Annotated in this window: 19 protein-coding genes; 12 read left to right on the top strand and 7 right to left on the bottom strand. The window is 66.7% G+C overall.

Annotated features, from left to right (window positions below; genetic code table 11):
- Position 1: 1 nt before the first annotated feature.
- The 3 genes from DB30_RS00450 to DB30_RS00440 all read right to left on the bottom strand — a co-directional run bounded on the left by DB30_RS00450 (position 2) and on the right by DB30_RS00440 (position 2,762).
- Complete coding sequence (locus DB30_RS00450; RefSeq protein WP_146657733.1) at positions 2-670, bottom strand: hypothetical protein; 669 nt, start codon at positions 668-670, stop codon at positions 2-4.
- A 61-nt stretch (positions 671-731) separates the two neighbouring features.
- Positions 732-1,799 (bottom strand): phosphotransferase enzyme family protein, encoded by a 1,068-nt coding sequence (locus DB30_RS00445; RefSeq protein WP_052545934.1) that lies wholly within the window; start codon positions 1,797-1,799, stop codon positions 732-734.
- 15 nt (positions 1,800-1,814) lie between these two features.
- Positions 1,815-2,762, bottom strand: a complete 948-nt coding sequence (locus tag DB30_RS00440) for a hypothetical protein (RefSeq protein ID WP_052545933.1) — start codon at positions 2,760-2,762, stop codon at positions 1,815-1,817.
- Between the two features lie 23 nt (positions 2,763-2,785).
- On the opposite strand from DB30_RS00440, the gene coaD reads away from it, so the two are divergent.
- The 4 genes from coaD (at position 2,786) to DB30_RS00420 (ending at position 6,305) form a co-directional block, all read left to right on the top strand.
- Positions 2,786-3,331 carry a pantetheine-phosphate adenylyltransferase gene (gene coaD, locus DB30_RS00435; RefSeq protein WP_052545932.1) on the top strand — a complete coding sequence of 182 codons (546 nt, stop codon included), beginning with the start codon at positions 2,786-2,788 and terminating at the stop codon, positions 3,329-3,331.
- Positions 3,331-3,963 (top strand): hypothetical protein, encoded by a 633-nt coding sequence (locus tag DB30_RS00430; protein ID WP_052545931.1) that lies wholly within the window; start codon positions 3,331-3,333, stop codon positions 3,961-3,963. The genes coaD and DB30_RS00430 overlap by 1 nt, the downstream gene beginning before the upstream one ends.
- Positions 3,964-3,978: 15 nt before the next feature.
- Positions 3,979-4,155, top strand: coding sequence for a hypothetical protein (locus DB30_RS00425; protein ID WP_165703563.1), 177 nt, complete (start codon positions 3,979-3,981; stop codon positions 4,153-4,155).
- A gap of 104 nt (positions 4,156-4,259) precedes the next feature.
- Entirely contained in the window at positions 4,260-6,305 is a 2,046-nt protein-coding gene (locus tag DB30_RS00420; RefSeq protein WP_052545930.1) for a TolB-like translocation protein, read from the top strand.
- On the opposite strand, the gene DB30_RS00415 is transcribed toward DB30_RS00420, so the two are convergent.
- The 4 genes from DB30_RS00415 to DB30_RS00400 form a co-directional block, all read right to left on the bottom strand.
- The gene (locus DB30_RS00415; RefSeq protein WP_052545929.1) at positions 6,298-6,885 is read right to left on the bottom strand and encodes a hypothetical protein; all 588 of its coding nucleotides are present in this window, start codon (positions 6,883-6,885) and stop codon (positions 6,298-6,300) included. The two genes, DB30_RS00420 and DB30_RS00415, sit on opposite strands and share 8 nt — an antisense overlap.
- A complete protein-coding gene (locus tag DB30_RS00410; protein WP_052545928.1) occupies positions 6,882-8,078 on the bottom strand; it encodes an ImmA/IrrE family metallo-endopeptidase in 1,197 nt (398 codons plus the stop codon). Before DB30_RS00410 ends, DB30_RS00415 begins: the two co-directional genes overlap by 4 nt.
- 262 nt (positions 8,079-8,340) lie before the next feature.
- Positions 8,341-9,366, bottom strand: a complete 1,026-nt coding sequence (locus tag DB30_RS00405) for a protein NO VEIN domain-containing protein (protein WP_052545927.1) — start codon at positions 9,364-9,366, stop codon at positions 8,341-8,343.
- Positions 9,367-9,498: 132 nt separating this feature from the next.
- The gene (locus tag DB30_RS00400) at positions 9,499-10,941 is read right to left on the bottom strand and encodes a serine hydrolase domain-containing protein (RefSeq protein WP_165703562.1); all 1,443 of its coding nucleotides are present in this window, start codon (positions 10,939-10,941) and stop codon (positions 9,499-9,501) included.
- Positions 10,942-11,401: 460 nt separating this feature from the next.
- On the opposite strand from DB30_RS00400, the gene DB30_RS00390 reads away from it, so the two are divergent.
- The 8 genes from DB30_RS00390 (at position 11,402) to DB30_RS00350 (ending at position 22,013) form a co-directional block, all read left to right on the top strand.
- Positions 11,402-12,712, top strand: a complete 1,311-nt coding sequence (locus tag DB30_RS00390) for a hypothetical protein (RefSeq protein ID WP_052545925.1) — start codon at positions 11,402-11,404, stop codon at positions 12,710-12,712.
- Positions 12,713-12,962: 250 nt separating this feature from the next.
- A complete protein-coding gene (rocD, locus tag DB30_RS00385; protein ID WP_052545924.1) occupies positions 12,963-14,177 on the top strand; it encodes an ornithine--oxo-acid transaminase in 1,215 nt (404 codons plus the stop codon).
- Positions 14,178-14,318: 141 nt separating this feature from the next.
- Positions 14,319-16,073 carry an asparagine synthetase B family protein gene (locus DB30_RS00380; protein WP_052545923.1) on the top strand — a complete coding sequence of 585 codons (1,755 nt, stop codon included), beginning with the start codon at positions 14,319-14,321 and terminating at the stop codon, positions 16,071-16,073.
- Positions 16,070-16,846, top strand: a complete 777-nt coding sequence (locus DB30_RS00375) for a hypothetical protein (RefSeq protein WP_052545922.1) — start codon at positions 16,070-16,072, stop codon at positions 16,844-16,846. The genes DB30_RS00380 and DB30_RS00375 overlap by 4 nt, the downstream gene beginning before the upstream one ends.
- 2 nt (positions 16,847-16,848) lie before the next feature.
- The gene (locus tag DB30_RS00370) at positions 16,849-17,529 is read left to right on the top strand and encodes a hypothetical protein (protein WP_052545921.1); all 681 of its coding nucleotides are present in this window, start codon (positions 16,849-16,851) and stop codon (positions 17,527-17,529) included.
- Positions 17,530-17,590: 61 nt separating this feature from the next.
- Complete coding sequence (locus DB30_RS00360; RefSeq protein WP_052545920.1) at positions 17,591-19,477, top strand: hypothetical protein; 1,887 nt, start codon at positions 17,591-17,593, stop codon at positions 19,475-19,477.
- 19 nt (positions 19,478-19,496) lie between these two features.
- On the top strand, positions 19,497-20,216 hold the full coding sequence (locus tag DB30_RS00355; RefSeq protein ID WP_146657731.1) for a hypothetical protein: 720 nt from the start codon (positions 19,497-19,499) through the stop codon (positions 20,214-20,216).
- A 33-nt stretch (positions 20,217-20,249) separates the two neighbouring features.
- Entirely contained in the window at positions 20,250-22,013 is a 1,764-nt protein-coding gene (locus DB30_RS00350) for an asparagine synthetase B family protein (protein ID WP_052545918.1), read from the top strand.
- The last annotated feature ends 88 nt before the right edge of the window (positions 22,014-22,101 follow it).

The raw sequence follows: 22,101 nt of genomic DNA, 5'->3' as shown, positions 1-22,101 counted from the left end.
CTCAGCGCAGCCCGCAGCCGCTTCGCTCGCCGTCTTCGGGCGGGGTGAAGGGCGGCGGCGCCACGGCGATCCGCGGCTCTTGATCGATCTGCTCGCCATCGTTGCAGTGGACCCGGCGAAACACGACCGGATCATTGACCGCCCGCCCGCCGTCGTTGTTGACGGTCTGAAACTCCAGCAGGTCGGCGTCGATGTCCCCGGAGAAGTGATCCAGGTTGTAGCCCATGTTCCACGAGCCGCAGGGGACCTCGTCCAAGCTCCACGTACCCACCCCATAAAAATTGAGGTGCCCGTCGACGACCGTGCCCTGGGCGTCCATCGAGATCACGTAGCGCAGCTCCCCGCGGCACGGCGGCGGCGAGCTCTCGTGCGGCTCGGCCAGCCAGCTGTGGTTGGTGATGCGGCCCTCGAACTCGTCGCGGCCGGCGCTTACGCGGTTCATCTCGAGCGTGAAGATCGTCCAGTCACGAAACCGGGCGTCGTACGAGTGCGACTTCCAGACGCCGGCGATGGGATCCTTGCAGGCGGCCGGCGGTGGCAGGCGCGCGCGCTGCTCGGCGACCGTGGACGCGTGGCCAAGCCCCGGCAGCCAGCTCGCCACGACAAACGCAGCGAGCAGGCTCAACCCGCAGATCGGGCGCGCGCGTCGGGCTTGGAGTCGGACCGGCACGGTTGAGGCGAGAGGCTACCACGCAGTCCATGGCTACGCTTGCAACGCTTGGCGGGGCTCGTCACGCGCCGAGCACCACCGCACGCTCGCGCCGGGTCGCGTTCATTGCCTGGTACAGCGAAGCCTGCCCGCGGGCCCGCGCCAGGTTGTGCTCGCCCCGGCCTGCGAAGCGCTGCGCGTCCCACCCGAAGTAGTCTTCGAACAGCGCATCGGCGGCGAACCGGACCGCGAGCTCGAGGCTGATCCACTCGGGACCCAGCAGCAACGCCTCGCGCTCGACCGGGCTCGGCGGCGCGCCGTGGCCCGCGAGCCAGCCGGCCCACGAGGCCTCGAACAGCTGGAAGTCGAACCGAGCCTCGGGCTGGTCCTCGCTCGCGAGGTTGCACCACGAGCGCCAGGCATCGCCGAGCTCATGGGCGAGGGGCATGGGCGCGACCGTGTCCAAGTCGATCAGCGCGAGCGGCTGCAAGCGGCCACGCCCGTCACCCCCGGCGAACATCATGTTGTTGATCTTGAGGTCCCCGTGGGCGACCCGCGGCGGACACTCGGGCAGCGGCGCCAAGCTCTGTGCAGCGTCGAGCAGCGCCCGGCCGAGCGGCTCGACCTGCGCGTAGAGGCGGTGCTGCTCGAGCTGCCCAAGCGCGTCGCGGAGCCGGGCGAGGTGCCGCGGCGTGTCGTGAACACCCACGCGCAGCGCCACGAATTCATGATCGAGCTGCGCGAGCGCGGCGTGCCAGCGACCCACGAACGCCCCGGCCGCGCGCGCTTGCGCGGCGTCGGCGAGCGCGTCGAAGCTGACCCCTTCGATCGCGGTCTGCATCCGCCAGACCCCGCCCGCGTGCTCGAGCCACAGTTGCCCGGCTTGGGTGGGCAGCAGCTGCGGGGTGTGAATGCCCGCGCGCGCGAGCGCCTGGGTCACCGCCTGGATGTTGTGGTGGATCGCCGGATCGAAGATCGGGCTGAGCGCTTGCAGGATCGTCCGCGCCCCCGAGTCGGCCGTCACCGCGTAGGTCGTGTTGATCAGTCCATTGCCACAAGGCGCGACCTGGGCCCCGCCAAGGCCCCAGTGCTGAAGCACCTGCTCGAGCACCTGCGGCTCGGACCCCTGCTCGCGGACGATCGTGGACATCACCGCTGTGCTCGGTCAGCTTGGGGGCGTGGTGGGCTCGGGCTTGGGGTTTGCCGCGGCCTCGGCCTTCGCCTTGGCCTGGAGCTCATCCCACTCGGCCTGGGTCGCGTACTGCTTGGACAAGATCTCGAGCTCTGCCATCCGCCCCTTCAGCCCCTCGGGCGGCGTTGGCAGCCCTTCGGCCGGCAGCCCCTTCGCGCGCTCGACGTACAGCTGGAACAGCTCGAGGGCCGCGACCGCCTGCTCGCGCACCGGGATCTGCCCGCGGATGACCGCTTCGTCGTGCAGCCACTCGATGCGGTCGTCTTTGGCCCGCGCCTGCGCCATCCGGTTGGCCCCTTCGACGAGGTGCTCTTGCTGCAGCGACAACACCTGGCCCAGCGCAAACAAGTACTCGGCCGCCTCGTCGCGGGCGATCGCCCGCTCGAGCGCAACCGTCGCCTCGACCAGCTTGCCGTGTTGGCGCAGCTGCTCGCCAATCCGTGCGTACAGCTCCGCGCCGGCTTTGGGATCGTCGACCGCCGCGGCCTCGGTCAAGTAGTAGAGCGCGGCTGCGCGCCGGTTCTTGGCCTGGATCATCGCAAGCCCCATCTCACCATCGCAGCGGGCGCTTGGCGGGGTCTTGTTGGCGCACTCGCGCAGCACGTTGCGCTGCTGTGCCACATCATCGATCTTGGCGAAGCCGGCGGCCTCGGCCAGCACCGCGTCGATCCGCTCGTCGCTGACTTGATCCCCGTCTCGACCGCGCGGGGTCTCGTAGGCGGGGTTGCGCAGCGGATCGTTGGGATCTGGCGGCGGCTTGGGCTTCGCGCCCCGATCGAAGGGGCTCCCCTGCTCGACCAGCTTGGGCTCGACCTTTTCTTGGGTGCCGCACCCGGTCGCTGCGACCGTGACGGCGCCCCCAGCGAGCGCCAGGGCGAAGACTCGAGATAGTTGACCCCAGCGAACAGACGACGGTCGCATGCGCTGGGCAGTATACTGCGCGAGTGACCGATTCAAAGCCGGCTAGCGCTTCGCGGGCCGCGGCGCACTACCTCGCCGTCTATCCCGGATCTTTCGATCCCATCACGCGCGGGCATCTCGAGATCGTCGAGCGCGCGGCCTCGCTGTTCGACGAGGTCGTTGTCGCCGTGGGCCACCACCCGATCAAGCCCGGCTTCTTCGCGTTCGAGCAGCGCGTCCAGCTGATCAACGAGAGCATCGCGCACATCGGCAACGCTCGGGCCGCCCACTACACTGGCCTGATGATCGAATTTTGCCGCTCGATCAGCGCCCGCGTGATCGTTCGCGGCCTGCGAGCCGCCGGGGACTTCGAGCCCGAGTTCCAGATGGCGCTCGCCAACCGCGAGCTCGAGCCGGCCGTCGAGACCGTCTTCTTAATCCCCGAGCCCACCAAACAATTTATCTCGTCCTCGCTGATCCGCGAGATCGCCAGCCACGGTGGGCAGTTTCAACCCTTCGTCCCGGAGCCGGTGGCGCTGGCCATGGAGGCGCGCTACCCAGAGTTCTACGGGGACAAACGCCAAGCCTGATGAGCGAACCGCAGACCGAATCCAAAGCCCTGGCCAAACTCGCTGGCGGGCAACCGTGGCGCGGCGACGAGCACGAGCTCCGGCTCGAGGCCGCCCGCGAAGCCGGGCTCGAGACCGAAGACGTCAACGAGGTCGAAGTCGGGCTGTTCACAGACGGCTTCAAGGCCGGCATGACCCTGGATGATCCGGCCGACCGCTCGATCGTCCTGCGCGGGCGCACCGTCCTGCGCGAGGCCCAAATGAGCAAGGCGCTCCACCCCACGCTGCGGTTCTTGGCGATCCCCGCTGACCAGGTCGCGCTGCGGGTCACGGACGGCGAGTTTGAGCTACGCGTCAGCGAGAACGCAGCCGAGGCCGCCAAGCCAGCGCTGGACTCGGCCCGGCTGGTGCTGCGGCTGTGGATTGGTCTGGGCCTGGTCGGCATGCTCGCCTGGTACTGGTTCAACCTGGGCTGGCTCGCCGCGATCTTGTGGGGCGGCGCGCTGGTCGGCGGCGGCTACGTGCTGCGCCAGGGCGCTGTATCGGGGCGCGCGTTGTTGGGCGCCCGGCTCACGGTCGCGCTGGCGATGTTGGCCCAACAAGAAAAGCTGATCTTGCCGCCATCGCGGGCGCGCGTCAGCCCAGAGTCCTGAACACGAGCCCTGAACATGAGCCCTGGACTGTGTGAGCGCTGCGTCCACGCGCGCAAGATCGTCAGCGGCAAGGGCTCCGTGTTTTGGCGCTGTGCGGTCTCCGAGCGGATCAACGGCTGGCCGAAGTACCCCCCGCTTCCGGTGCTTCGCTGCCCCCACCACGAACGGGGCGCGCCTGTTGCAGGCTCGTGACACACGGTGACCGCTGGCAGAGAGCCCCCTGCCCGCTGATCCAAGCAACCTACACGCGGCGTCCCCAACACCCTGGCAGCGGGAGTACATTGGCACTCGCCGCCATGACTTCGCTACCGCCGACGCCCCGAGTCCTCCTGATCTCGATCCCTGCCCTCGCGCTCGCGTTCATCGCCTGCGGCGGCAACGACGTTCGCCCCACCGACACCGAGGTGGGCGTCAGCGAGACCCACGCGAACGAAGAGACAGAGAGCAGCAGCAGCGGCGACGGTGATGGCGACGGCGACGGACCGCTGCTCGACCTCCCGGACCAGACCATGGTCGTCGACCTGAAGATCGAGCCACCCAATGCGGTGATCGAGATCGTCGACGGAGTGATTCCCGCCCAGCTCGACTTCGCCGCGCTCGCGACCAACAACCAAGGCGCAGAGAACCAGGTCGACGCCAGCGGCGTGTGGACCTTTGATCGCCAAGACGTTGCGCTGCTCGATCCGGCGATCGGCGGGCTCACGGCCACTGGCTTGCTCGGCGGGCTTGGGACCTTGAAGTTCAGCTATCAGGGTCTGGAGGCCGAGGCCGCCGTCACCGTCAAGCTCAAGTACACCTTCGAGCCCGAGCCGGTTGACCCCGCGGCCAAGGGCGCGCTCGACAACGCCAACCAAGTCGATCCCGCCGCGACGATCCTGTATCCCTACGACTTCACCGTGTTCCCGCGTGGGCTCGCCGGCCCGACCATGCAGTGGAACGGGGGCAACGACGCCGACATCTACAAGGTCCACGTCGAGAGCCCGACCTTCGAGCTCGACTGGTACGGCGCCGTGCCCAACCCCTCGCGCTGGAATTTCCCGGTCATCCCCGACGACATCTGGCTCAAGCTGACCGACTCGTCCGCTGGCGATCTCACCGTTGAGCTGCGCCGCTACGACGGGCTCACCGCCTACACCACCGGCACCCGGTTTTGGTCGATCGCCCCCGCCAACCTCGCCGGTACGATCTACTACTGGGCCGTCAACCAGGGCGACGTGCTGCGGATCCAGCCCGGCGCCTCGGCCCCCGAGCAGTTCATCCAAAAGCCGCCCGGGGTCACCTGCGTGGCTTGCCACAGCGTCTCGCGCGACGGCAGCACGATCGTCGCCTCGCAGCACGGCGGCTACAGCCCGTGGGCGACCTTCAACCCCGACGGCTCGGCGATCTTCGCCTCGGACTCGGCCTCGGGCTTTCAGGCGATCTCACCCGACGGTCAGTGGGTGCTGTGGGGCCAGAGCAACGGCGCGTTCTTGGGCCAGCCCAGCTACATGGTGCTCAGCCAGCAAGGCGCGATCGACCAGGCCACCCAGATGTTCCAGGCCTCGGGCTGGCCCGTGCACCCGGCCTGGTCCAACGACGGCACCCGCGTCGCCTACGGGGTCCGCAGCGACGGCAACTGGCTCGACTTCAACAACTCCACGCTGTGGACGGTCGACATCGACACCAACGTGCCCGCGTTCTCCAACCCCGCGCAGATCGTTGGCAACGACCCCGAGCGCCCCACGGTCAGCTACCCGACCTGGAGCCCCGACGACGAGTGGATCGCCTTCGGCCGCGCGACCCAAGCCCGGACCCGCGGCGCCGCGGGCGAGATCTGGATGGTCCGCGACGACGGCAGCGAGCCCGTGCGCCTGGATCTTGCCAATGGCTTTGGCCACATCCCGGATCCCCAGACGTCGCAGAACTACGAGCCAACCTTCGTCCCGGTCGCCTCGGGCGGGTACTTCTGGATGGTGTTCGTGTCCGAGCGGCAATACGGCAATACGCTGACCAACCAGGCCGTGGATACGCGGACCAAGCAGCTGTGGGTGACCGCGATCGACATCAACGCTGGGCCTGGGGTGGATCCAAGTCACCCCGCGTTCTGGCTGCCGGGGCAGGAGCTGAACAACAACAACATGCGTGGGTACGCGGCGCTCAACGAGTGCAAGGAGATCGGCGAGACCTGCGAGGCTGGGTATGACTGTTGCTCGGGGTTTTGTATTGAGGTGAACGGGGAATTCGTGTGTGACGATGACCCGCCGATGTGCTCGCCTAATAATAGTGCTTGTTTGGTTGATGAGGATTGTTGTGATCCCGAGGCGACCTGCGTGGGTGGGTTTTGTACTACTGTGATTAAGTAGCGGGCTCGGTTGGGCTCGGGAAGTCAGCGAGGCTGACACCGAATCGACTTTGGAAGGTGGCCTCGAGCCCCTCGAAGTCACGCGGTCGACCAAAAACATGCGGCCCATCCTCCCAAGCCTCGAACACCGAGCGAAACTGACTTTTACTCAACAACCCGCGCTCCAACCAGTGCCTCCCTAGATCGAAGAGATCCCATCCCGCCAATTTCGACGCCGTCGCAGCGCGCCTGGCCTCTGCATCGAGGGACACGAATGCTACGACACAGTTCAAAGTCAGCCTCGCCTCGATCCCCCAGGCGATCGCCTCGGCCTCGCCCTTGTGAACTCTGAGCCTGCTCTGTATCTCCCGCTTCATTCGAGCCGCTGGTGTCTTCGCTAGCACGCGCTCGACTCGAAACAGGCCAAGTGCCTCGAGTTCGCCGATGAGCGATTGCAGGTCGTTGAGTTCGTTTCGAGCGACAATGGAAGTACAGTACAGGCTCGGCTTCGGCCACAGCTCCGGGGATGACCTGAGCAGTTCAATGAGCTCGAGCTTTCGCGCACACAGGAACGCGTCGGCATCAATTAACACGATGGTCATGCGGCGCCCGAGGATTCGCGTTCGTCACTCGGCCAGGGCACTTCATAGAAATCGAGCACACGCTCGACCTCGTGTGCAGGCGTGACACCAAGCGACTCGGCGAAGGCATCCCGCTGCAGCTTGCCCCCAGAGTACAAGGACGCGGCCGTACGAGCCACGAGGGTTCGGCGCTCGGGGGGCACGTCCTGCAACGGGAAGTCATTGAGGGTTGGCTCGCCCTCTGCCGTTGACCATTTGGAATCGACGGTAGACCGCTGAACCTCGATTGGCGGGCGTGGCGCGATGTCTGTACCCGCCTCATTCTTCAGGTAGATTCGAATCGCTGAGTATGGGATGCCGAAACTTGCGATGATTTTGACCTGCTCTGACGGACTATCTGGTTCGAGTTTGTGCACTATCGCCTCGGGGCATAGCAGGCGAATGGCAAACGCGTTCGCGCGACGCTCTTCATCGAGGCGGGAGTCGTGAAGGTAGCCCGAGATTCGAGCGATCGGCTCTTGCCGGTTCCAGTCGACGAGGAGATGACACAGCTCGTGCGCAAGGCTGAACCGTCGAACTGTCGGATTCTCGTTCTTACCCCGAGTGTTGAGGACAATCGCTGGGCCGCGATAGTTGTCCGCGAACGCTAGCCCCGCGGGACCGCTGGCGGTCAAGTCCGCATGGAGCACAGCGATCATTGGAAAATACTCGGACACGAAATCGCGCACTGACGCGATCGGATCAACCCCGAGTTCGAGCTTGCGGCGCAGGCTCGCAGCGAGCGACGCTCCTTGTCGGTGCGACGCCGCAGTGCTTTGGATGCGAAGCGAAGGAGCGTCACTGAGAAACCGCTGCGCCCGCGACGGGCCCTCGGGTTCGGCGAGGCGTTCGAGAGCGATCAGCTCGCGCGCCGCGGACGCCGCGCGGATAATTCGCAATCGGACGATGTCTCCAAGCTCACGAAACTCATCCAGGCTAGGCAAAGCACCGATCGAGTCGCCCGGCGCGAGCACGATGGGCTCGTCCTCCAGCTGTTCCGGGTCCAGTCCGTAGAGCGATGCTAGCCGGTCGAGTTCGTCGAGCGCCGCCGGCTCGCCCGCTTCGATCTCAGCGAGCCGCTCACCGGAAATCGAGGCGTGACGGGCCACGAAGTTGCTGCTGTAGCCGAGCAGGGACTCGCGCAGCTCGAGCAAATTTTCGAACGAACTCTTCATCTCTTGGACAGGATAACCCAGCCCGGCTCTTGTGACGATCGGAGCACCCAGTGACGCGCCTGCGGGACTTCATGATGACGCACTTCACCAGTACCAAGGACGTACAGCGCCACGGCCAACGATCGAGACCGCCTCCAGACTCGCGGGGGAGGTCTCACGGAGACGGTCGCTAACGGTTCGGCGACGACCTCGCCCCGTCGTGGGCGGTGCAGGATGCCGGACTCGGCGCAGGCGTGAAAGCCTGCGCGTGACGAGCTTTCGTTCAAGCCTTGCTTGGGCCCGCCGATCCCGGCCCTGGCTCAACTTCGCACGGCGCCGACTCCTGCTTCGGCAGCTCGTACCAGTAGTCCTTGACCGACAACAGCCTCTCGCGCGCCTTAGGGTCCCAGCGCTCGAACACCCAGTACCTTCCACCGCGGCACACCAGGTCCTCGCTCACCTCAATGTTCGTCACGACGAACAGCACCGACCTCTCGGAGTTCGCGTGGGCGAACTCCACCTCGTTGTTCGTCACCATGACTCGGTCGCCTGGCGTCTGCGTGCCCTTGACCTCTACAAACAACCGCTCGTCACCGCGGCTAAACTCGATGTCGTATCCGAGTCCTTTTTCAAGGTGTCGTCGCTGTGCCTGCCACGTCGCGTAGTGCAACTCCGCTTGGCGCATCGCATACTCCTCGACGGCCAGACGGGTCCGCGGATCCTGCTCGAAGCCCTGCCCACCCGATGATGGGCCTGCGCGCTTCGTCCGAGTTCGCGGCGCATCCTCACCGATCGAAGCTTTGGGCGACCCAGCGTCGTACTTAGGCGCGAATCGAATGATCTGCCGAAGCTGCGCCGAGTCGCGAGGTGGCCCAGGCTTGAAGCTCAGGAACAAACGTAGCCGCTTCGTTGGATTTCCGCTGGAGGTGGGCTTTGCGGTCGGGCGCTGAGCTGTCTTTCCTGCCGCCCCGCCGATCTTCTTGCGCAGATCCATGTAGTCTTCGACATTGACGAGGGCGAGCGGGAGCGGATACCCGTCGGGGACGAACGTCAGCTCGTCAGCCGGTCGATGCATCATCTCGCGCGAGGCGACCTCGATTTTTGTCAGCGTTGCCCGCGCGCGACCCAGCCGTTGGAGCATTAGCTTGAGGGCCTCGTTGTAGTCGCTATTGCGAGGGCGCTTGGTGTCGCCCGCGCTCTCGAACACCACGCATGGCTCGCCGTTGTCCTCCTCGATCGAGAACTTAGCCGCGAGTTCTCGATCATCGGCATCAAGCAACGAGTAGGTCGTGTTCTGCTGCTCACCCACGCCATTTGTTCGCGAGTTACGTCGAGCTTCGCAAGTGTTCGCGAGAGATCGTCAAGATTCGCACGCTGCGTCCATCCAGCACGCATGCGCAAATCGCTCAGCCCGCGATCGGAGCACTTCTGCGGGGTCAGGTCACCGCTGCAAGATAAACTGATGAATCGTCCCATCCGGCGCCCGAAACAGCCTCGCCGTGACCACCACCTCCCCAGCAAACACCAACCGCACGCTCGCGCTCTCCATCCCCCCGCGCTCGCCCGCGTGCTCGAGCTCGACCGCGACCGGCTCCCCCAGCGCCGCGAGCCGAGCCGCAGCTTGCTGCAGCCGCGCCTCACTCATGAACAGACTAAACTCGTCGCTGAGCCTACTCCGATCAATCGTCCCAGCCTGCATCTCCCGCAGCAGCTCCACGGCGACCTGCGTCGCGGGCGGTCCATCGATCACCGGCGCCCCCAATTGAGTCTGCTCGGCCTCGATCAACAGCCCCAGCAGATCCTCGATCAGCGGCCCAGGATCGACAAAGTACCCATTCGTCGCCACCACCAAGGCCGAGCGCGTGCGCGGGATCATGGTATTGCGCGACAAGAACCCATCGATCGCCCCGCCGTGGCTGAGCACCTGCTCGCCGTGCACGCGCGAGATCCCGATTCCGCACCCATAGGTGGTCACGCGGCCATCGCTGAGCGTCGCGGGCGTGGTCATCAGCGCCCACGACCTTGGCTCGAGCAGCTCGCCGTCCATGAGCGCGAGGTCCCAGCGCAGCATGTCCCTTGGCGTGGACCACAGCCCACCCGCTGCGTGCAGCCAGCCCGGCCCCTCGCGCACGGCGGGCTCTGGGTCGCCAAGCGCGAACGAGACGTAGCCCGTCGCCGCGCTCGGCGAGGGTGACACGGCACCGACCATGCTGTCGCTCATGCCAAGCGCGTCGAAGATCCGGGTCTGCATGAAGTCTGCGAAGGACTGGTCGCTGAGTCGCTCGATCACCCGCCCAACGATGAGGTAGCCGGTGTTGCTGTAGGACCAACGCGAGCGCGGCTCGAAGTCCAGCGGCAGCGAGGCGTACTGACGCACCAAGTCTTCCGTCTGCGCGGCCTTGGCCATCGGTGAGACGACGAAGTCGAGCGGATAGAAGTCTGGGTAGCCCGAGGTGTGCTGCAACAGATCCAGCAGGCGAATGTCGGCGGCGCGGGTGAGCTCGGGGTAGTGCGTCGCTACCGTGTCCGTGAGCGCGAGCTTGCCCTCCTGCTCGAGCAGCAGCGCGCTGACGCAGGTGAATTGCTTGGTGTTCGATGCCATCGCGAACTGCGTGAGCTCGTCGACCGGTGCAGCCGGCTCGAGCGAGCGCTGCCCGTAGCCCTTGGCGAACACAACCTCACCGCGACGCATGATCCCCACCGACAGTCCAACAAATCCCATCTGCTCGGTCTGCATCTGCAAGTAAGCGTCGATCCCCGCGAGATCGAACACCTCCGGCGGGACCTGCTCGACCTGTGCAACCAGGACCTGCGCCCGCTGGGGTGGATCGGACGGGCATGGTGGCGTGGACCGGAGCGCTCCACTGCACGCGGTGAGGGTCATGGTGGCGCCCAGTAGCGCAATCTGAGCAGTCCGAGCTTTGTTGGCCTTCTGTCCGGTCGAGCGCATCGGCGATCGTACGAAACCTGAGCCTGGACGACACTCGCGAAGCAACGCGCGCAAACGGCGGACCCTCGGCACGGTGCGCCACCGTCAGCTCGGAGGCGCCTTGCTGACGATCTGCGATCGATTGTAAGCACCGACAGTTCGCTGCCCTCGGTGAACCAGTCTACGAGTGCCGCCTGCAAGCGGGCGAGAAGCCCTGGCCCGAGCTGAAGACAGTCCGACGAATGTTCAGAAATGACCCACCTGAGCTGATTCAATGATCAATATTCACCGACGCCACAAACTGATTGACCACAGAGCCTGCGTTCCCTTAGGGTGGGCGGTACATATCGATCTTGCTGCCACCATTCGATGGCGGCACCTTCGCGCGTTCGCGCACATCCAGTACAGGCCCCCCATGTTCAACAAGAAACTACGCTACGTTGCGCTTCTCTTTCCATGCATCACGCTCGCCGGTGCCTGCACCGACGACGTCACTGGAGACACCCTCACCAGTGGTCTCGACACCACCAGCGAGACGGTCGGTGACGGTGACGGTGATCCCAGCGGCGACGGTGATGGTGATGGTGATGGTGATGGTGACGACGATCCCACCGGCGACGGCGATGGCGATCCCGGTGACGGTGATGGTGATGGTGACGGTGATGGCGATGGCGATGGCGACGGCGACGGCGACGGCGACGGCGACGGCGACGGCGACCCGGGCGAGTCATGCGAAGACGGCGTCCAGAACCAAGACGAGACCGACATCGACTGCGGCGGCCTGCTCTGCGAGACGTGCGCTGACGGTCTCCTCTGCCTCGAAGGCAGCGATTGCATGTCAGACCAGTGCGTCGACGGCATGTGCTTCTCCGGCTGCGTGAACGACGAAGCCTGCGCCGATCTCAGCGACGAGTGCAACGTTGGCGTGTGCAACGAGGGCATGTGCGAGGCGGCACCGGCCAATGACGCCCAACCCTGCGCAAGCGGGGATCTGTGCCTCATCAACGGCATGTGCGATGCGGGCGTCTGCCTAGAAGAAAACGTCGACTGCAGCGGGGACGACAGCGCCTGCTCGCTCGGCACCTGCGACCCCAACGACGGCAGCTGCTTCGCCGAACCAATCAACGAAGGCATGGCCTGCGACGACGGCGACTCGTGCTCCATGGCGGAGGTCTGCAACGCCGGGGTCTGCAGCGATCCCGATGGCGGCGCCTACTTCTACGAGGAGTTCGCCAACAACGACGCCGGCTGGACCCTCGACACGCAGTGGGAGATCGGACCGGCGGTCGCGGGCTGCGGCGACCCAGGCGAGGACCACACGCCCAACGACAACAACGGCGTCGCGGGTGTCGTGCTTGGCGGCTGCGCAACCACGACGATCCACGACTACTACTGCCTGACCAGCCCGACAATCGACACCGCTGGCCAGATGAGCGTGTGGATGACCTACTACCGCGATCTGTACAGCGACTACACGCCGTACATGAAGAACAAGATCGAGGTCTGGGACGGCAACGCGTGGGTGATCGTGTTCGAGACCTTCGGGTCGCCGGGCGTCAACGATCCAAACTGGATGTACTTCGCCTACGACGTGTCAGCCTACGCCAACGCCGACATGCAGTTCCGGTGGTGCAAGAACATCGACAGCAACGGCTCCTTCCAGCGCGGCAGCTGGAACATCGATGACGTCACCGTGGCCGGGGCCGAGTGTAACGCCAGCGACTGATCCCAATCGCGAGACTGGGGGTCACCGAACCTCCAGATCCAAGCCGCCTCCCCTCGCGTACACCACTGCGACGGGAGGCGCTCTTCGTTCAGTTGCCGTCGCACCAAAATCAAAGTCGAAATTGCCGCCAGGGTCTGGTGAAGCTACACGCCGCAATGGCCAAACGTCGGCTTTTGCGCACGGCCCGCGTGAGTCACGCCACTGCGCTGGGCTTTTCAGCTTGGTCGACTAGCGCAATGATGCCGCAGTAATGAACGAGCCCGCCGCAGCCAGCGAACTGATCGCGCTCGAAGAGCGCTACGCCGCCCACAACTACCACCCGCTCGACGTCGTGCTCACGCGCGGCGAAGGACCGTGGGTGTGGGACGTGGCGGGCAAGCGCTACCTCGACTGCCTCGCGGCCTACTCGGCGGTCAACCAAGGCCACAACCACCCGCGGATCATCGCGGCGCTGGTCGAGCAAGCCAAGCTCCTGGGGCTGACCTCGCGCGCGTTTCGGAACGACAAGTTCGGACCGTTTTGCAAGAAGCTCAGCGAGCTCAGCGGCTACGAGCGCGTACTGATGATGAACAGCGGCGCCGAGGCGGTCGAGACCGCGATCAAAGCGGCGCGCAAGTGGGGCTACGAGGTCAAGGGTGTGCCCGCGGGCAAGGCCAAGATCCTCGTGTGCGAGGGCAATTTTCACGGGCGCACGACCACGATCGTTGGCATGTCCACGGACCCAGGCGCGCGCGATGGCTACGGCCCGTACACGCCCGGCTTCGAGATCGTGGGCTATGGGGATCTGGCCGGGGCAGCGGCCGCGTTCGACGAGCACGTCGTCGCGGTGCTGGTCGAGCCGGTTCAGGGTGAAGGCGGGGTCATCATTCCGCCCAAGGACTACCTGCCGGGCTTGCGCGCGCTGTGTGACAAGCACAACGCGCTGCTGATCTGCGATGAGATCCAGTCGGGGCTTGGCCGGTGTGGCTCGCTGTTCGCCCACACCCTCGCGGGCGTGCGGGCCGACGCGGTGACGATCGGCAAGGCGCTGTCGGGCGGGCTGTATCCGGTCTCGGCGTTCCTCGCCGATGATCGGGTCATGCAGGTGTTCACGCCCGGCTCGCACGGCTCGACCTTTGGCGGCAACCCGATCGCCTGCGCCGTCGCCAACGCAGCGCTCGACGTGATCGTTGACGAGCAGCTGGTCCAGCGCTCGGCCGAGCTTGGCGCGTGGATGAAGACCCAGCTGGACGAGATGACCTCGTCACATATCAAGGAGCTGCGCGGGATCGGCTTGTGGTACGGGATCGAGCTGCACCCCGAAGCCGGCGGCGCGCGGAAGTTCTGCGAGGCGCTCGAGCAGCGCGGGGTGCTGTGCAAAGAGACCCACCAGCACACGATCCGGCTCGCGCCCCCGCTGGTGGTCGAGCGCGCGGACCTCGAGTGGGCGCTGGTCCAGCTCGAGGCGGTGTTGGGTACGGCCTGATCGGGCTGGCGCAAACACACGCGCCGCCGATCCGCCGTCGCCTCGCCCCCTCGACCCTGGCGCGCCCGGTCGGATATCATCCCGGCTCTGACCGCGATATTCGGATACGTCGGCGAGGGCGAGCCTTCGCTGCTGGATGCGATGGCCCGCGTGCTCGAGCACCGCGGACCAAGCTCTGCCCACGCCCAAGGCCGTCACGGCGGCATGGGCCAGCTGTGGAACGCGGATCGTCCCCACGCCAAGGCCGTCGCCGTCAGCCGTGACGGCTCGGTCCGCTGTGTGCTCGGTGGCTCGCTGTTCAACCGGCTCGAGCTCGCGCGCGCGCTCGCGCTGCCGGACGCCGCCAACGTCGACGACGCCCAAGTGGTCGCGGAGCTGCTGGCCCGTGAAGGCGTGGCCGCGATCTCCAAGCTCGACGGCGCGTTCGGGCTTGCAGCCGAGGACGCCGAGGGCCTGCTCCTGGTCCGCGACGCGCTGGGCGAGCGCCCGCTCTACTACGCGCAGACAGTCGCGGGCACGACCCTGTTCGCGACCGAGATCAAGGCCATGCTGCCACTGCTGGGCCAGGACGTGCGTCCAAACCTGGCGTCGCTCAGCGCGGTGTTGGTGTTCTCGTTCATCCCCGGCCCCGACACCATGTTTCAGGGTGTCCGCGAGCTCGAGCCCGGTTCGTACGTGCGCATCCGTCCGGGCGCGGCCCCCCAAGCCCCGGTGTCGCACTGGTCCCCGCGCGAAGACGTCGACCCCGAGTGGACGGACGCGGGTGGGGCCCAGCACATCGCCAAGCTGTGCCGTGAAGCGATCGCCCGCCGCATGCCAACCGACGGACGCCCGGTCGCTGCGTTCTTGTCTGGCGGCGTCGACTCGAGCGCGGTGGTTGCGTTGATGGCCGAAGCTGGGATCGCCCCAGTGTGTCTGTCGGTCGGGTTTGGCTTCGGCCAGCCCAACGAGCTCGCCCACGCCCGCCACGTCGCCGAGCACTGCGGCGTCGAGCATCGGATCATCGACGTCGAGCCGGACGACTTCATCGATCTGCTGCCCGAGATCATCTGGCGCCTGGATGATCCGCTGTGCGACTGCATCACCGTCCCCAACTTCATCCTGGCCCGGCAGACCGCGGCCGAGGCTTCGATCGTGTTCAACGGCGAGGGCGGCGATCCCTTGTTTGGCGGGCCCAAGAACAAGTTCATGATCTTGGGTGAGTGGTACAAGCCCTACGGCGGCTATGATCGCCACCAAGCCTACCTGGCCAGCTATCACAAGTTCTTCGCCCACTACGACGCCCTGTGCACCCCGCAGCTGCGCGAGTCGTCGGGGGGCACCCAGGCGCTGTGCGACCAGGTCGCGCCCTTCCTCGACGATCCTTCAACGGCGTCGTTTCTCAACCGCCTGATGAAGCTCAACATCCGGCTCAAGGGTGGCCAGAACATCTTGGTCAAGGTCGACAAGATGCTCTCGTGCAACGGGGTCCGCAGCGCGTCGCCGCTGTTCGACCGCCAGCTCACCGAGTACTCCATGCGCATTCCCCCAGGCGCGAAGCGGCGCGGCGACGTAGAGAAGTACGCGTTCAAGCAGGCGATCGAGTCGCTGCTGCCCTACGCGGTGGTCTATCGCAAGAAGGCCGGCATGGGCGTGCCGCTCAACCACTGGTTTCGCAAGACCCGTCTGCGCGAGTACACCCGCGACATCCTGACCAGCCAGCGCGCCCGCGAGCGCGGCTACTTTGCCCAGCCCTTCGTAGAGGCGCTGCTCAACGACGAAGGGCCGCCGCAGCAATTTAGCCGTGATCGCAGCGGCGAGATGTTGTGGATGCTGCTGGCGATCGAGCTGTGGCACCGGGTGTTCGTCGACAAGGTTGACGGGGGCTTCACCAGCACCAGCGGGGCCACGTCATGAGCACCGACGCCACGCCAGCCCTGGACCCGCAGACGGTCTTGGCCGCGGCGAAGGCTCTGTCGGGCTCGACCGGATTTTGGTTCACCCGCCGCTGCTTGATGTTCGAGCTGTGTCGGCGCCGGGTGTGGCCCGATCCGGGCGCCAACCTTGCTGCGTGCGAGCAGAACTTCGCGGCGGCGCTGGCCAGCTACGAGCAGACGTCTGGCCAGCTCGAGCGCTTGGTGCGTCCCGAACAGGCGATCGCCGGGGTGGGGCCAGCAGATCTCGAGGCCCATGATCTGCCCGCGGATCTGTTCGACTACGCGATCGGTCGCGTGGCCTTGTTCCAGCGCATGGACCTGTGCTTGATGCTGATCGCCAACGGCTTTCACCGCGAGATCGAGGTCGCGCTGACCGTGCCGCCCGAGTTTCCCAGCCACGTGTGGGGTCGCATCCACGCCCAGCTGAACACCGGCCTGCGCACCACCTTCTTGGCGATCCACGACTACAGCCCCGCGAGCGGGCCGTGGCTGGCGAGCATCGACGAGCAGCTAGGTGGCCACGAGGCCGCCGAGGTGTTCCCGATCGGCCTGACCACGCCGTGGGCCTACCGGCTGCGGATCCCCGTGCGTGGGCCCCAGGCATCCCCCGGGGCACCCAGCGCTGCGGCGCCGACAGACGCCGAGCCGCGCGCGGGCAGCTACGCGCTGCTCGAAGAGCTGTCCCCGCTCCGCGCGATGCGGTGGATCTACGGACACGTCGCCCGCGGTGCGGAAGACGTCGGATTTGGATGACCATGAAGCTGATCGCATCACCCACAAATGACGCGGCGATCGACGCCAGCGCCACGATGTACCCGTCGCGGATCTCGGCGCTGCGGGGCGAGGGCGAGCTCGCCAACCCAACCTCGAGCTTCTTTGGTTACGTCGTTGACGGTTCGGCCCAGATCGCCACGCGCAACCTCGAGGTCACCGGTCGCGCGGGCACCTACTTTGCGTGTCCGGGCCCGGTCCAGGTCCGCGCGGACGGCCTGACGATCGTCATCGAGCGGCTTGGCTACCGCTGCTTGCCCCAGGCCGGCAGCGTCGAAGCCCAAGGTCGGCTCGCCTACATCGACGGCTGCTCGGACACCGTGCTGGTCGCCCCGGCCCGGCAGGGCGATCCGGTGTTGAACCTGCTCCATTTCCCTACCGGTGTGCGCCAGAGCGTGCACAGCCACCCCAGCATTCGCTTGGGTGTGGTCGCGGGTGGGGCTGGGTTCGCGTTTGGGCCGGGGGGTGGCGGCGCGGGCTCGGGGGCCGACTGGCGGCTGGCGCTGCAACCCGGGTCCATGTTCATGCTCCCCGCCCACGAGATGCACGCGTTCTCGACCGCCGAGAGTGGGAGCTCTCTCGACATCATCGCCTTCCACCCCGACTCGGATTGGGGACCGACCGACGGCATTCACCCCATGCTGAACCGCACGTATCTCCGATGATATCGGGGTGAGATCGGGGATAGAATCGGCGAGTCGCTGGGCCAGCTCGAAAGACGTACCGATGAAGATCAAGACGCTACTTCGCCTCAAGCAACTGGGCATCCTCATCGTTCCGCTGGCCGCGTGCGCCGACGATACCGTTGGGACCACGCTAGACACTTCGGCGGACAGCAACTCGACCGGGACCGGGACCGAGACCGGGACCGAGTCCAACGATCAGGGTGACGGTGACGGCGACGGCGACGGCGACGGCGACGGCGACGGTGATGGTGATGGCGACGGCGACCCGGGCGACGGCGACGGCGACAACACCTGCAGCGACGGCGAGATGCAGTCTTGCTACACCGGCCTGATGTTCACGGAGGGCGTGGGCGAGTGCAAAGCCGGGATCCAGACCTGCCAAGACGGCGTGTGGGGAGCCTGCGAGGGCGAGGTCCACCCGATCATCGAGCTGTGCAACAACCTCGACGACGACTGCAACGGCTACGTCGACAACGGCAACCCGCAAGGCGGCGCCGCGTGTGTCAGCAACGGCATGGGCGTGTGTGCGATGGGTGTTCAGACCTGCACGGCAGAGGGTCTTCAGTGCATGGGCGGCACGGCGAGCGCAGAGGTTTGCTTCGACAACCTCGACAACGACTGCGACGGCCAGGTCGACGAGTTCTGCTTTGGCTGCCCCTACGTCTACGCGTTCAACGGCAGCGCGTGGCAGTACGAGACCTCTGTCGGCGGCGCGGCGCTGGTTGGACGCGAGCGACACCTGCTCCCCGGCAACGGCAAGCGGGTTCGGTTTGCGCCGCTGTGGTCGCGGCTCGACCCCGCCAGCGTCCTCGCCAACCGCAGCGTGCAGGTCGAGGTCTTGGCTTCGGAAGACGAGATCGTGTACCTCGATCACGCGCTGCTGACCGCCGTCCACCACCCCGTTGGCCACGAGGTCGTCAGCTCTTCCGCGATGCAGTGGTCGACGCTGCGCAAGAAGGACCCGCAGCAATTCTGGGCGTTCCCCACCGCCCAGTGCCGGCCGCCGCAGCGCGCCAGCTGGTGTGACGAGCTGGATCAGACCCAGGCGCTGGCCAAGCAGACCAACACGCCCGCCGCCTACGCGCACGCCCGCGACAACTTCTACGAGCTCGACTTTGGCCAGGTCCAAGACAGCAAGCGCGCGTGGCTGCTAATCGACGGCTGGAAGTTCAAGCGCAACCGCGACCTGCCCCAGCAGCTGCGCGGCCGTCAGCCCGAGCTGCAAGTTCGCCAGGCCGATGGCAGCTGGCTGCGCATGAAGACCCTCTCGACCCCGCGCGGCGATCGCAAGACGATCGCCGTGGATCTGGCGGAGCTCAGCTGGCCAACCGGCGCCTACCAGATGCGGCTGTTCACGGGCACCCACGAGGGCGGCCACGCGATGTGGTACCTGGATCGCGTGCGCCTGGTCGAGACCACGCCCGCGCCGCTGGCCACCGCCAACGTCGGTGTCCGCGAGGCTCAGCTGGCATTCCGCGGCGCGCCAACCCTGCTCGCGGCCGACGATCACCCGCGGATCAGCCACAACGACGGCGGCGGTCAGCTTCACGATGACGTCGGCACCTACGGCCGCTTCACCCGCTACGGCGACGTGACACCGCTGGTCCGGGCCCCCAATGATCACGTGGTCGTGATGCGCCAGGGCGACGTCGTGTCGCTGCGCTTCGAGCATGTGCCCGAGGCCCCGCCCGGGTTCGAGACCAGCGTGTTCCTGCGCACCAACTTGGTCTACAAGCCGCGCGTGGTCCCAGGCGCGAGCGGTCCAACCGAGCTCACGCAAAACGTGGGCCCGATGCCGCGGCGGCACATGGGTCGCTACAACGCCCAGGCCATCACCCACGACGACACGGAGTATCTCGCGTACCTGGCCCGCTGGAACACCCGCGAGTACACGCCCGCGCAAGATCGCTACCGCGCGGCCGCGTAGCAACTCAGGAAGCCCCGCCATGTCGCTCGATCCCCTTGCTTCGATGTCCGAGACCGGGCGTGCGTTTCTCGCCCGGATCGGTCGCCGGTTTGGCACCGAAGAGGTGCTGGCCCAGGCGGGTCAGACCTTGGCTGCGCACGGTCGGTTTGGGGACCAGCTGCGCCTGCACGGGTTCAGCAACGACGACGCCAAGCTGCTCGCCGCCGCGCGAGAGGCCGCGGCCGCCCGCAACAAGACCAGCCGCGCCCGCGCCGGGCTCAAGGTCACCGACTCCACCTACGTGCTGGGCCTGACGGAGGCCAAGAACGCCCGCGCCCGCGCGCGCTCGGTGCTGTCGAGCACCTACCGGCGGCTGCGGGCCACGGGCGGGCCGGACACGCAGGACGTGATGACGGTGATCAAGCAGGTGCTCACGCAGACCTCGCAGCCGGGCGGTGACGATCAGATCTACGCCAAGGATCTCGAGCTGCTGATCGAGACCCTGGGCGAGCCAGAGATCCAAGCGGTCGTGTCCAACTCGGGCGGCGACGAAGCCGTGGCCAAGGCCAGCGCCGCGCTCGCGAGCTTGCGCAGGCTCGAGTCACAGAGCACGCCATGCTCGGACGACCCCAACGCCGACGCGATCGACGGCCTGATCGTCGAGCTCGCGCGCACGGCCCAGTTCGCAGCCCAAGCCGCCGCAAAAGAGGCCGGCAACCGCACGATCGCCATGGACTTTCGGCTGCGGCTGTTGGGCTGAGCCTGCGCTGACCATGGCAACGAGGCTGCTGCTTTGAGTGGGATCTCCGGGTGGGTCGGCGCGGCAGACCCGGCAACGCTGGATCTCATGCTCGACGCGATCGGCCACCGCGGTGATCAGATCGAGCGCGCGTTCCCGCCGGGCGCGGCGCTTGGCTATCGAAGCTGGCGCGGTCGTCCGGGCCAGGCAGCGTCGATCCTCGCCCGCGGTCCGTTCACGATCGCCTGCGCGGGGGACCTCGCGCCAACCGTGCCCTGCCCTGCCCACGCGATCTTGGACTGCGTGCAGAGCCGCGATCCCACCCGCAACAGCCTTGACGGTAGCTTTGCCGCGGCGGCCTGGGATCACGACGCGGGCCGGCTCACGATCATCTGCGATCCATTTGGTCTGCGCTCGATCTACTGGGTCGAGCATCGCGGCGTCGTCTACTTCGCCAGCGAGCTCAAGCAGCTGCTGGCAATCCCCACGCTGCCTGTCCAGATCGATCCGCAGGCGATTCACAGCTACCTGACCTTCTCGTTCGTTGCGGGTGATCGCATGCCGGTCCAAGGGGTCCGGCGGGTCTCGCCCGGACGGATCAGCGAACTGCAGCGAGGCGCGTGGACCGAGCGGCCCTACCTGCGCTTGGTCGAAGCCCTCGACCCCGCCCTAGAAGACGACGCGGCCGCGACCGCAGCCGTCGAGGCGCTGTCGCAGGCGGCGGTGAAGGGCCGGCTGCCCAGCTGCAGCAACGTGGGCCTGTACCTCTCGGGGGGTCTGGACTCGTCGGCGATCGGCAGGTGGCTGTACGAGCTGAACGTCCCGGTCCGCGCGTACACCCTGGACTTTGGCGAGCACAGCGTCGAGCGTGACGAGGCCGCGCTCGTGGCCAAGTCGCTGGGCTTGCCCCTGAGCTTCGTGGACGCCAGCCCGGACGCGGTCGCCCCGATCCTGAGCGACCTGGCGTGGCGCATGGACCTTCCGTTTGGCGACGGCGTGACGGGGCCCCACTACTTGCTGGCCCGGGCCGCCAGCGGCGACGGGATCACGGCGGTGTTCAACGGCGAAGGCGGGGATCAGCTGTTTGGTGGCTGGACCAACAAGCCCATGATCGCGGCCGAGGTCTATACCCCCACGCCCAGCGCACGGACCCGCGCGCGGGCCTACCTTGGGGCCTACCACCGCTTCTACCGGCTCGAGGACGATCTCTATACCCAGGAATTCGCCGCCACGATCCACGCCCCCGCTGGCACCGACGAGCCGGACGAGCGCCTCGCCCTGCTCGAGCGCGAGCTGGACCGCCCCGGGCTCACCACCTTCATGGGCCGGCTGCGCAACACCGACATTGCGATCAAGGGCTTCGACAACATCATGCCGCGGGCCGAGCGGATCGCAGGCAGCTTTGGGCTGGACGTCCGCTCGCCGCTGTTCGACCGCGCGCTGACCGAGCACTCGTTTACCCTCCATCCCCGCCACAAGCTGCAGGGTGTGTGCGAGAAGGCGGTGCTCAAGCGGGCCATGTCCGGCCGGCTGCCCAGCGAGATCGTGTGGCGGCAAAAGTCGGGGATGTGCGTGCCAACGACCGATTGGGTGCTTGGCCCGCTCCACGAACTCGCCCGCGAGCTGCTGGGGCCCAACGCGGTCGCCCGGCGCGGATTGTTTCGCCCCGCGTACATCGCCCGATTGCGCGCCGGCCGGGACCTTTCCCATGAATTGCGACCGCGCCGGATCGGCGAGAAGCTGTGGGCGCTGCTGATGCTGGAATTGTGGATGCGCGCGTACATCGACGGGCGTGGAAAGGGGCAACACACACCATGAACTGCATTCGATGCGGCACCGGCTCGCGCGCCCGAGGATCGGGCCCAAGCAACGACAGGCGTTGCCCCAATTGCGGCGCTGAGATCGC

It is taken from the genome of Enhygromyxa salina (genome assembly GCF_000737335.2).
GTDB classification, from domain to species: Bacteria; Myxococcota_A; Polyangia; order Nannocystales; family Nannocystaceae; genus Plesiocystis; species Plesiocystis salina_C.
Note: the sequence above shows the minus strand (reverse complement) of the source record. Positions and strands in the feature narration are given on the sequence as shown.

Bases quoted from the DNA above. Each gene is read 5' to 3' on its own strand.
- DB30_RS00440 (WP_052545933.1), bottom strand. From the start codon at position 2,762: ATGCGACCGTCGTCTGTTCGCTGGGGTCAACTATCTCGAGTCTTCGCC.
- DB30_RS00425 (WP_165703563.1), top strand. From the start codon at position 3,979: ATGAGCCCTGGACTGTGTGAGCGCTGCGTCCACGCGCGCAAGATCGTC.
- DB30_RS00380 (WP_052545923.1), top strand. From the start codon at position 14,319: ATGGCCCGCGTGCTCGAGCACCGCGGACCAAGCTCTGCCCACGCCCAA.
- DB30_RS00415 (WP_052545929.1), bottom strand. From the start codon at position 6,885: ATGACCATCGTGTTAATTGATGCCGACGCGTTCCTGTGTGCGCGAAAG.
- DB30_RS00370 (WP_052545921.1), top strand. From the start codon at position 16,849: ATGAAGCTGATCGCATCACCCACAAATGACGCGGCGATCGACGCCAGC.
- DB30_RS00390 (WP_052545925.1), top strand. From the start codon at position 11,402: ATGTTCAACAAGAAACTACGCTACGTTGCGCTTCTCTTTCCATGCATC.
- DB30_RS00420 (WP_052545930.1), top strand. From the start codon at position 4,260: ATGACTTCGCTACCGCCGACGCCCCGAGTCCTCCTGATCTCGATCCCT.
- DB30_RS00430 (WP_052545931.1), top strand. From the start codon at position 3,331: ATGAGCGAACCGCAGACCGAATCCAAAGCCCTGGCCAAACTCGCTGGC.
- DB30_RS00400 (WP_165703562.1), bottom strand. From the start codon at position 10,941: ATGACCCTCACCGCGTGCAGTGGAGCGCTCCGGTCCACGCCACCATGC.
- DB30_RS00375 (WP_052545922.1), top strand. From the start codon at position 16,070: ATGAGCACCGACGCCACGCCAGCCCTGGACCCGCAGACGGTCTTGGCC.
- DB30_RS00360 (WP_052545920.1), top strand. From the start codon at position 17,591: ATGAAGATCAAGACGCTACTTCGCCTCAAGCAACTGGGCATCCTCATC.
- DB30_RS00355 (WP_146657731.1), top strand. From the start codon at position 19,497: ATGTCGCTCGATCCCCTTGCTTCGATGTCCGAGACCGGGCGTGCGTTT.
- rocD (WP_052545924.1), top strand. From the start codon at position 12,963: ATGAACGAGCCCGCCGCAGCCAGCGAACTGATCGCGCTCGAAGAGCGC.
- DB30_RS00445 (WP_052545934.1), bottom strand. From the start codon at position 1,799: ATGTCCACGATCGTCCGCGAGCAGGGGTCCGAGCCGCAGGTGCTCGAG.
- DB30_RS00410 (WP_052545928.1), bottom strand. From the start codon at position 8,078: ATGAAGAGTTCGTTCGAAAATTTGCTCGAGCTGCGCGAGTCCCTGCTC.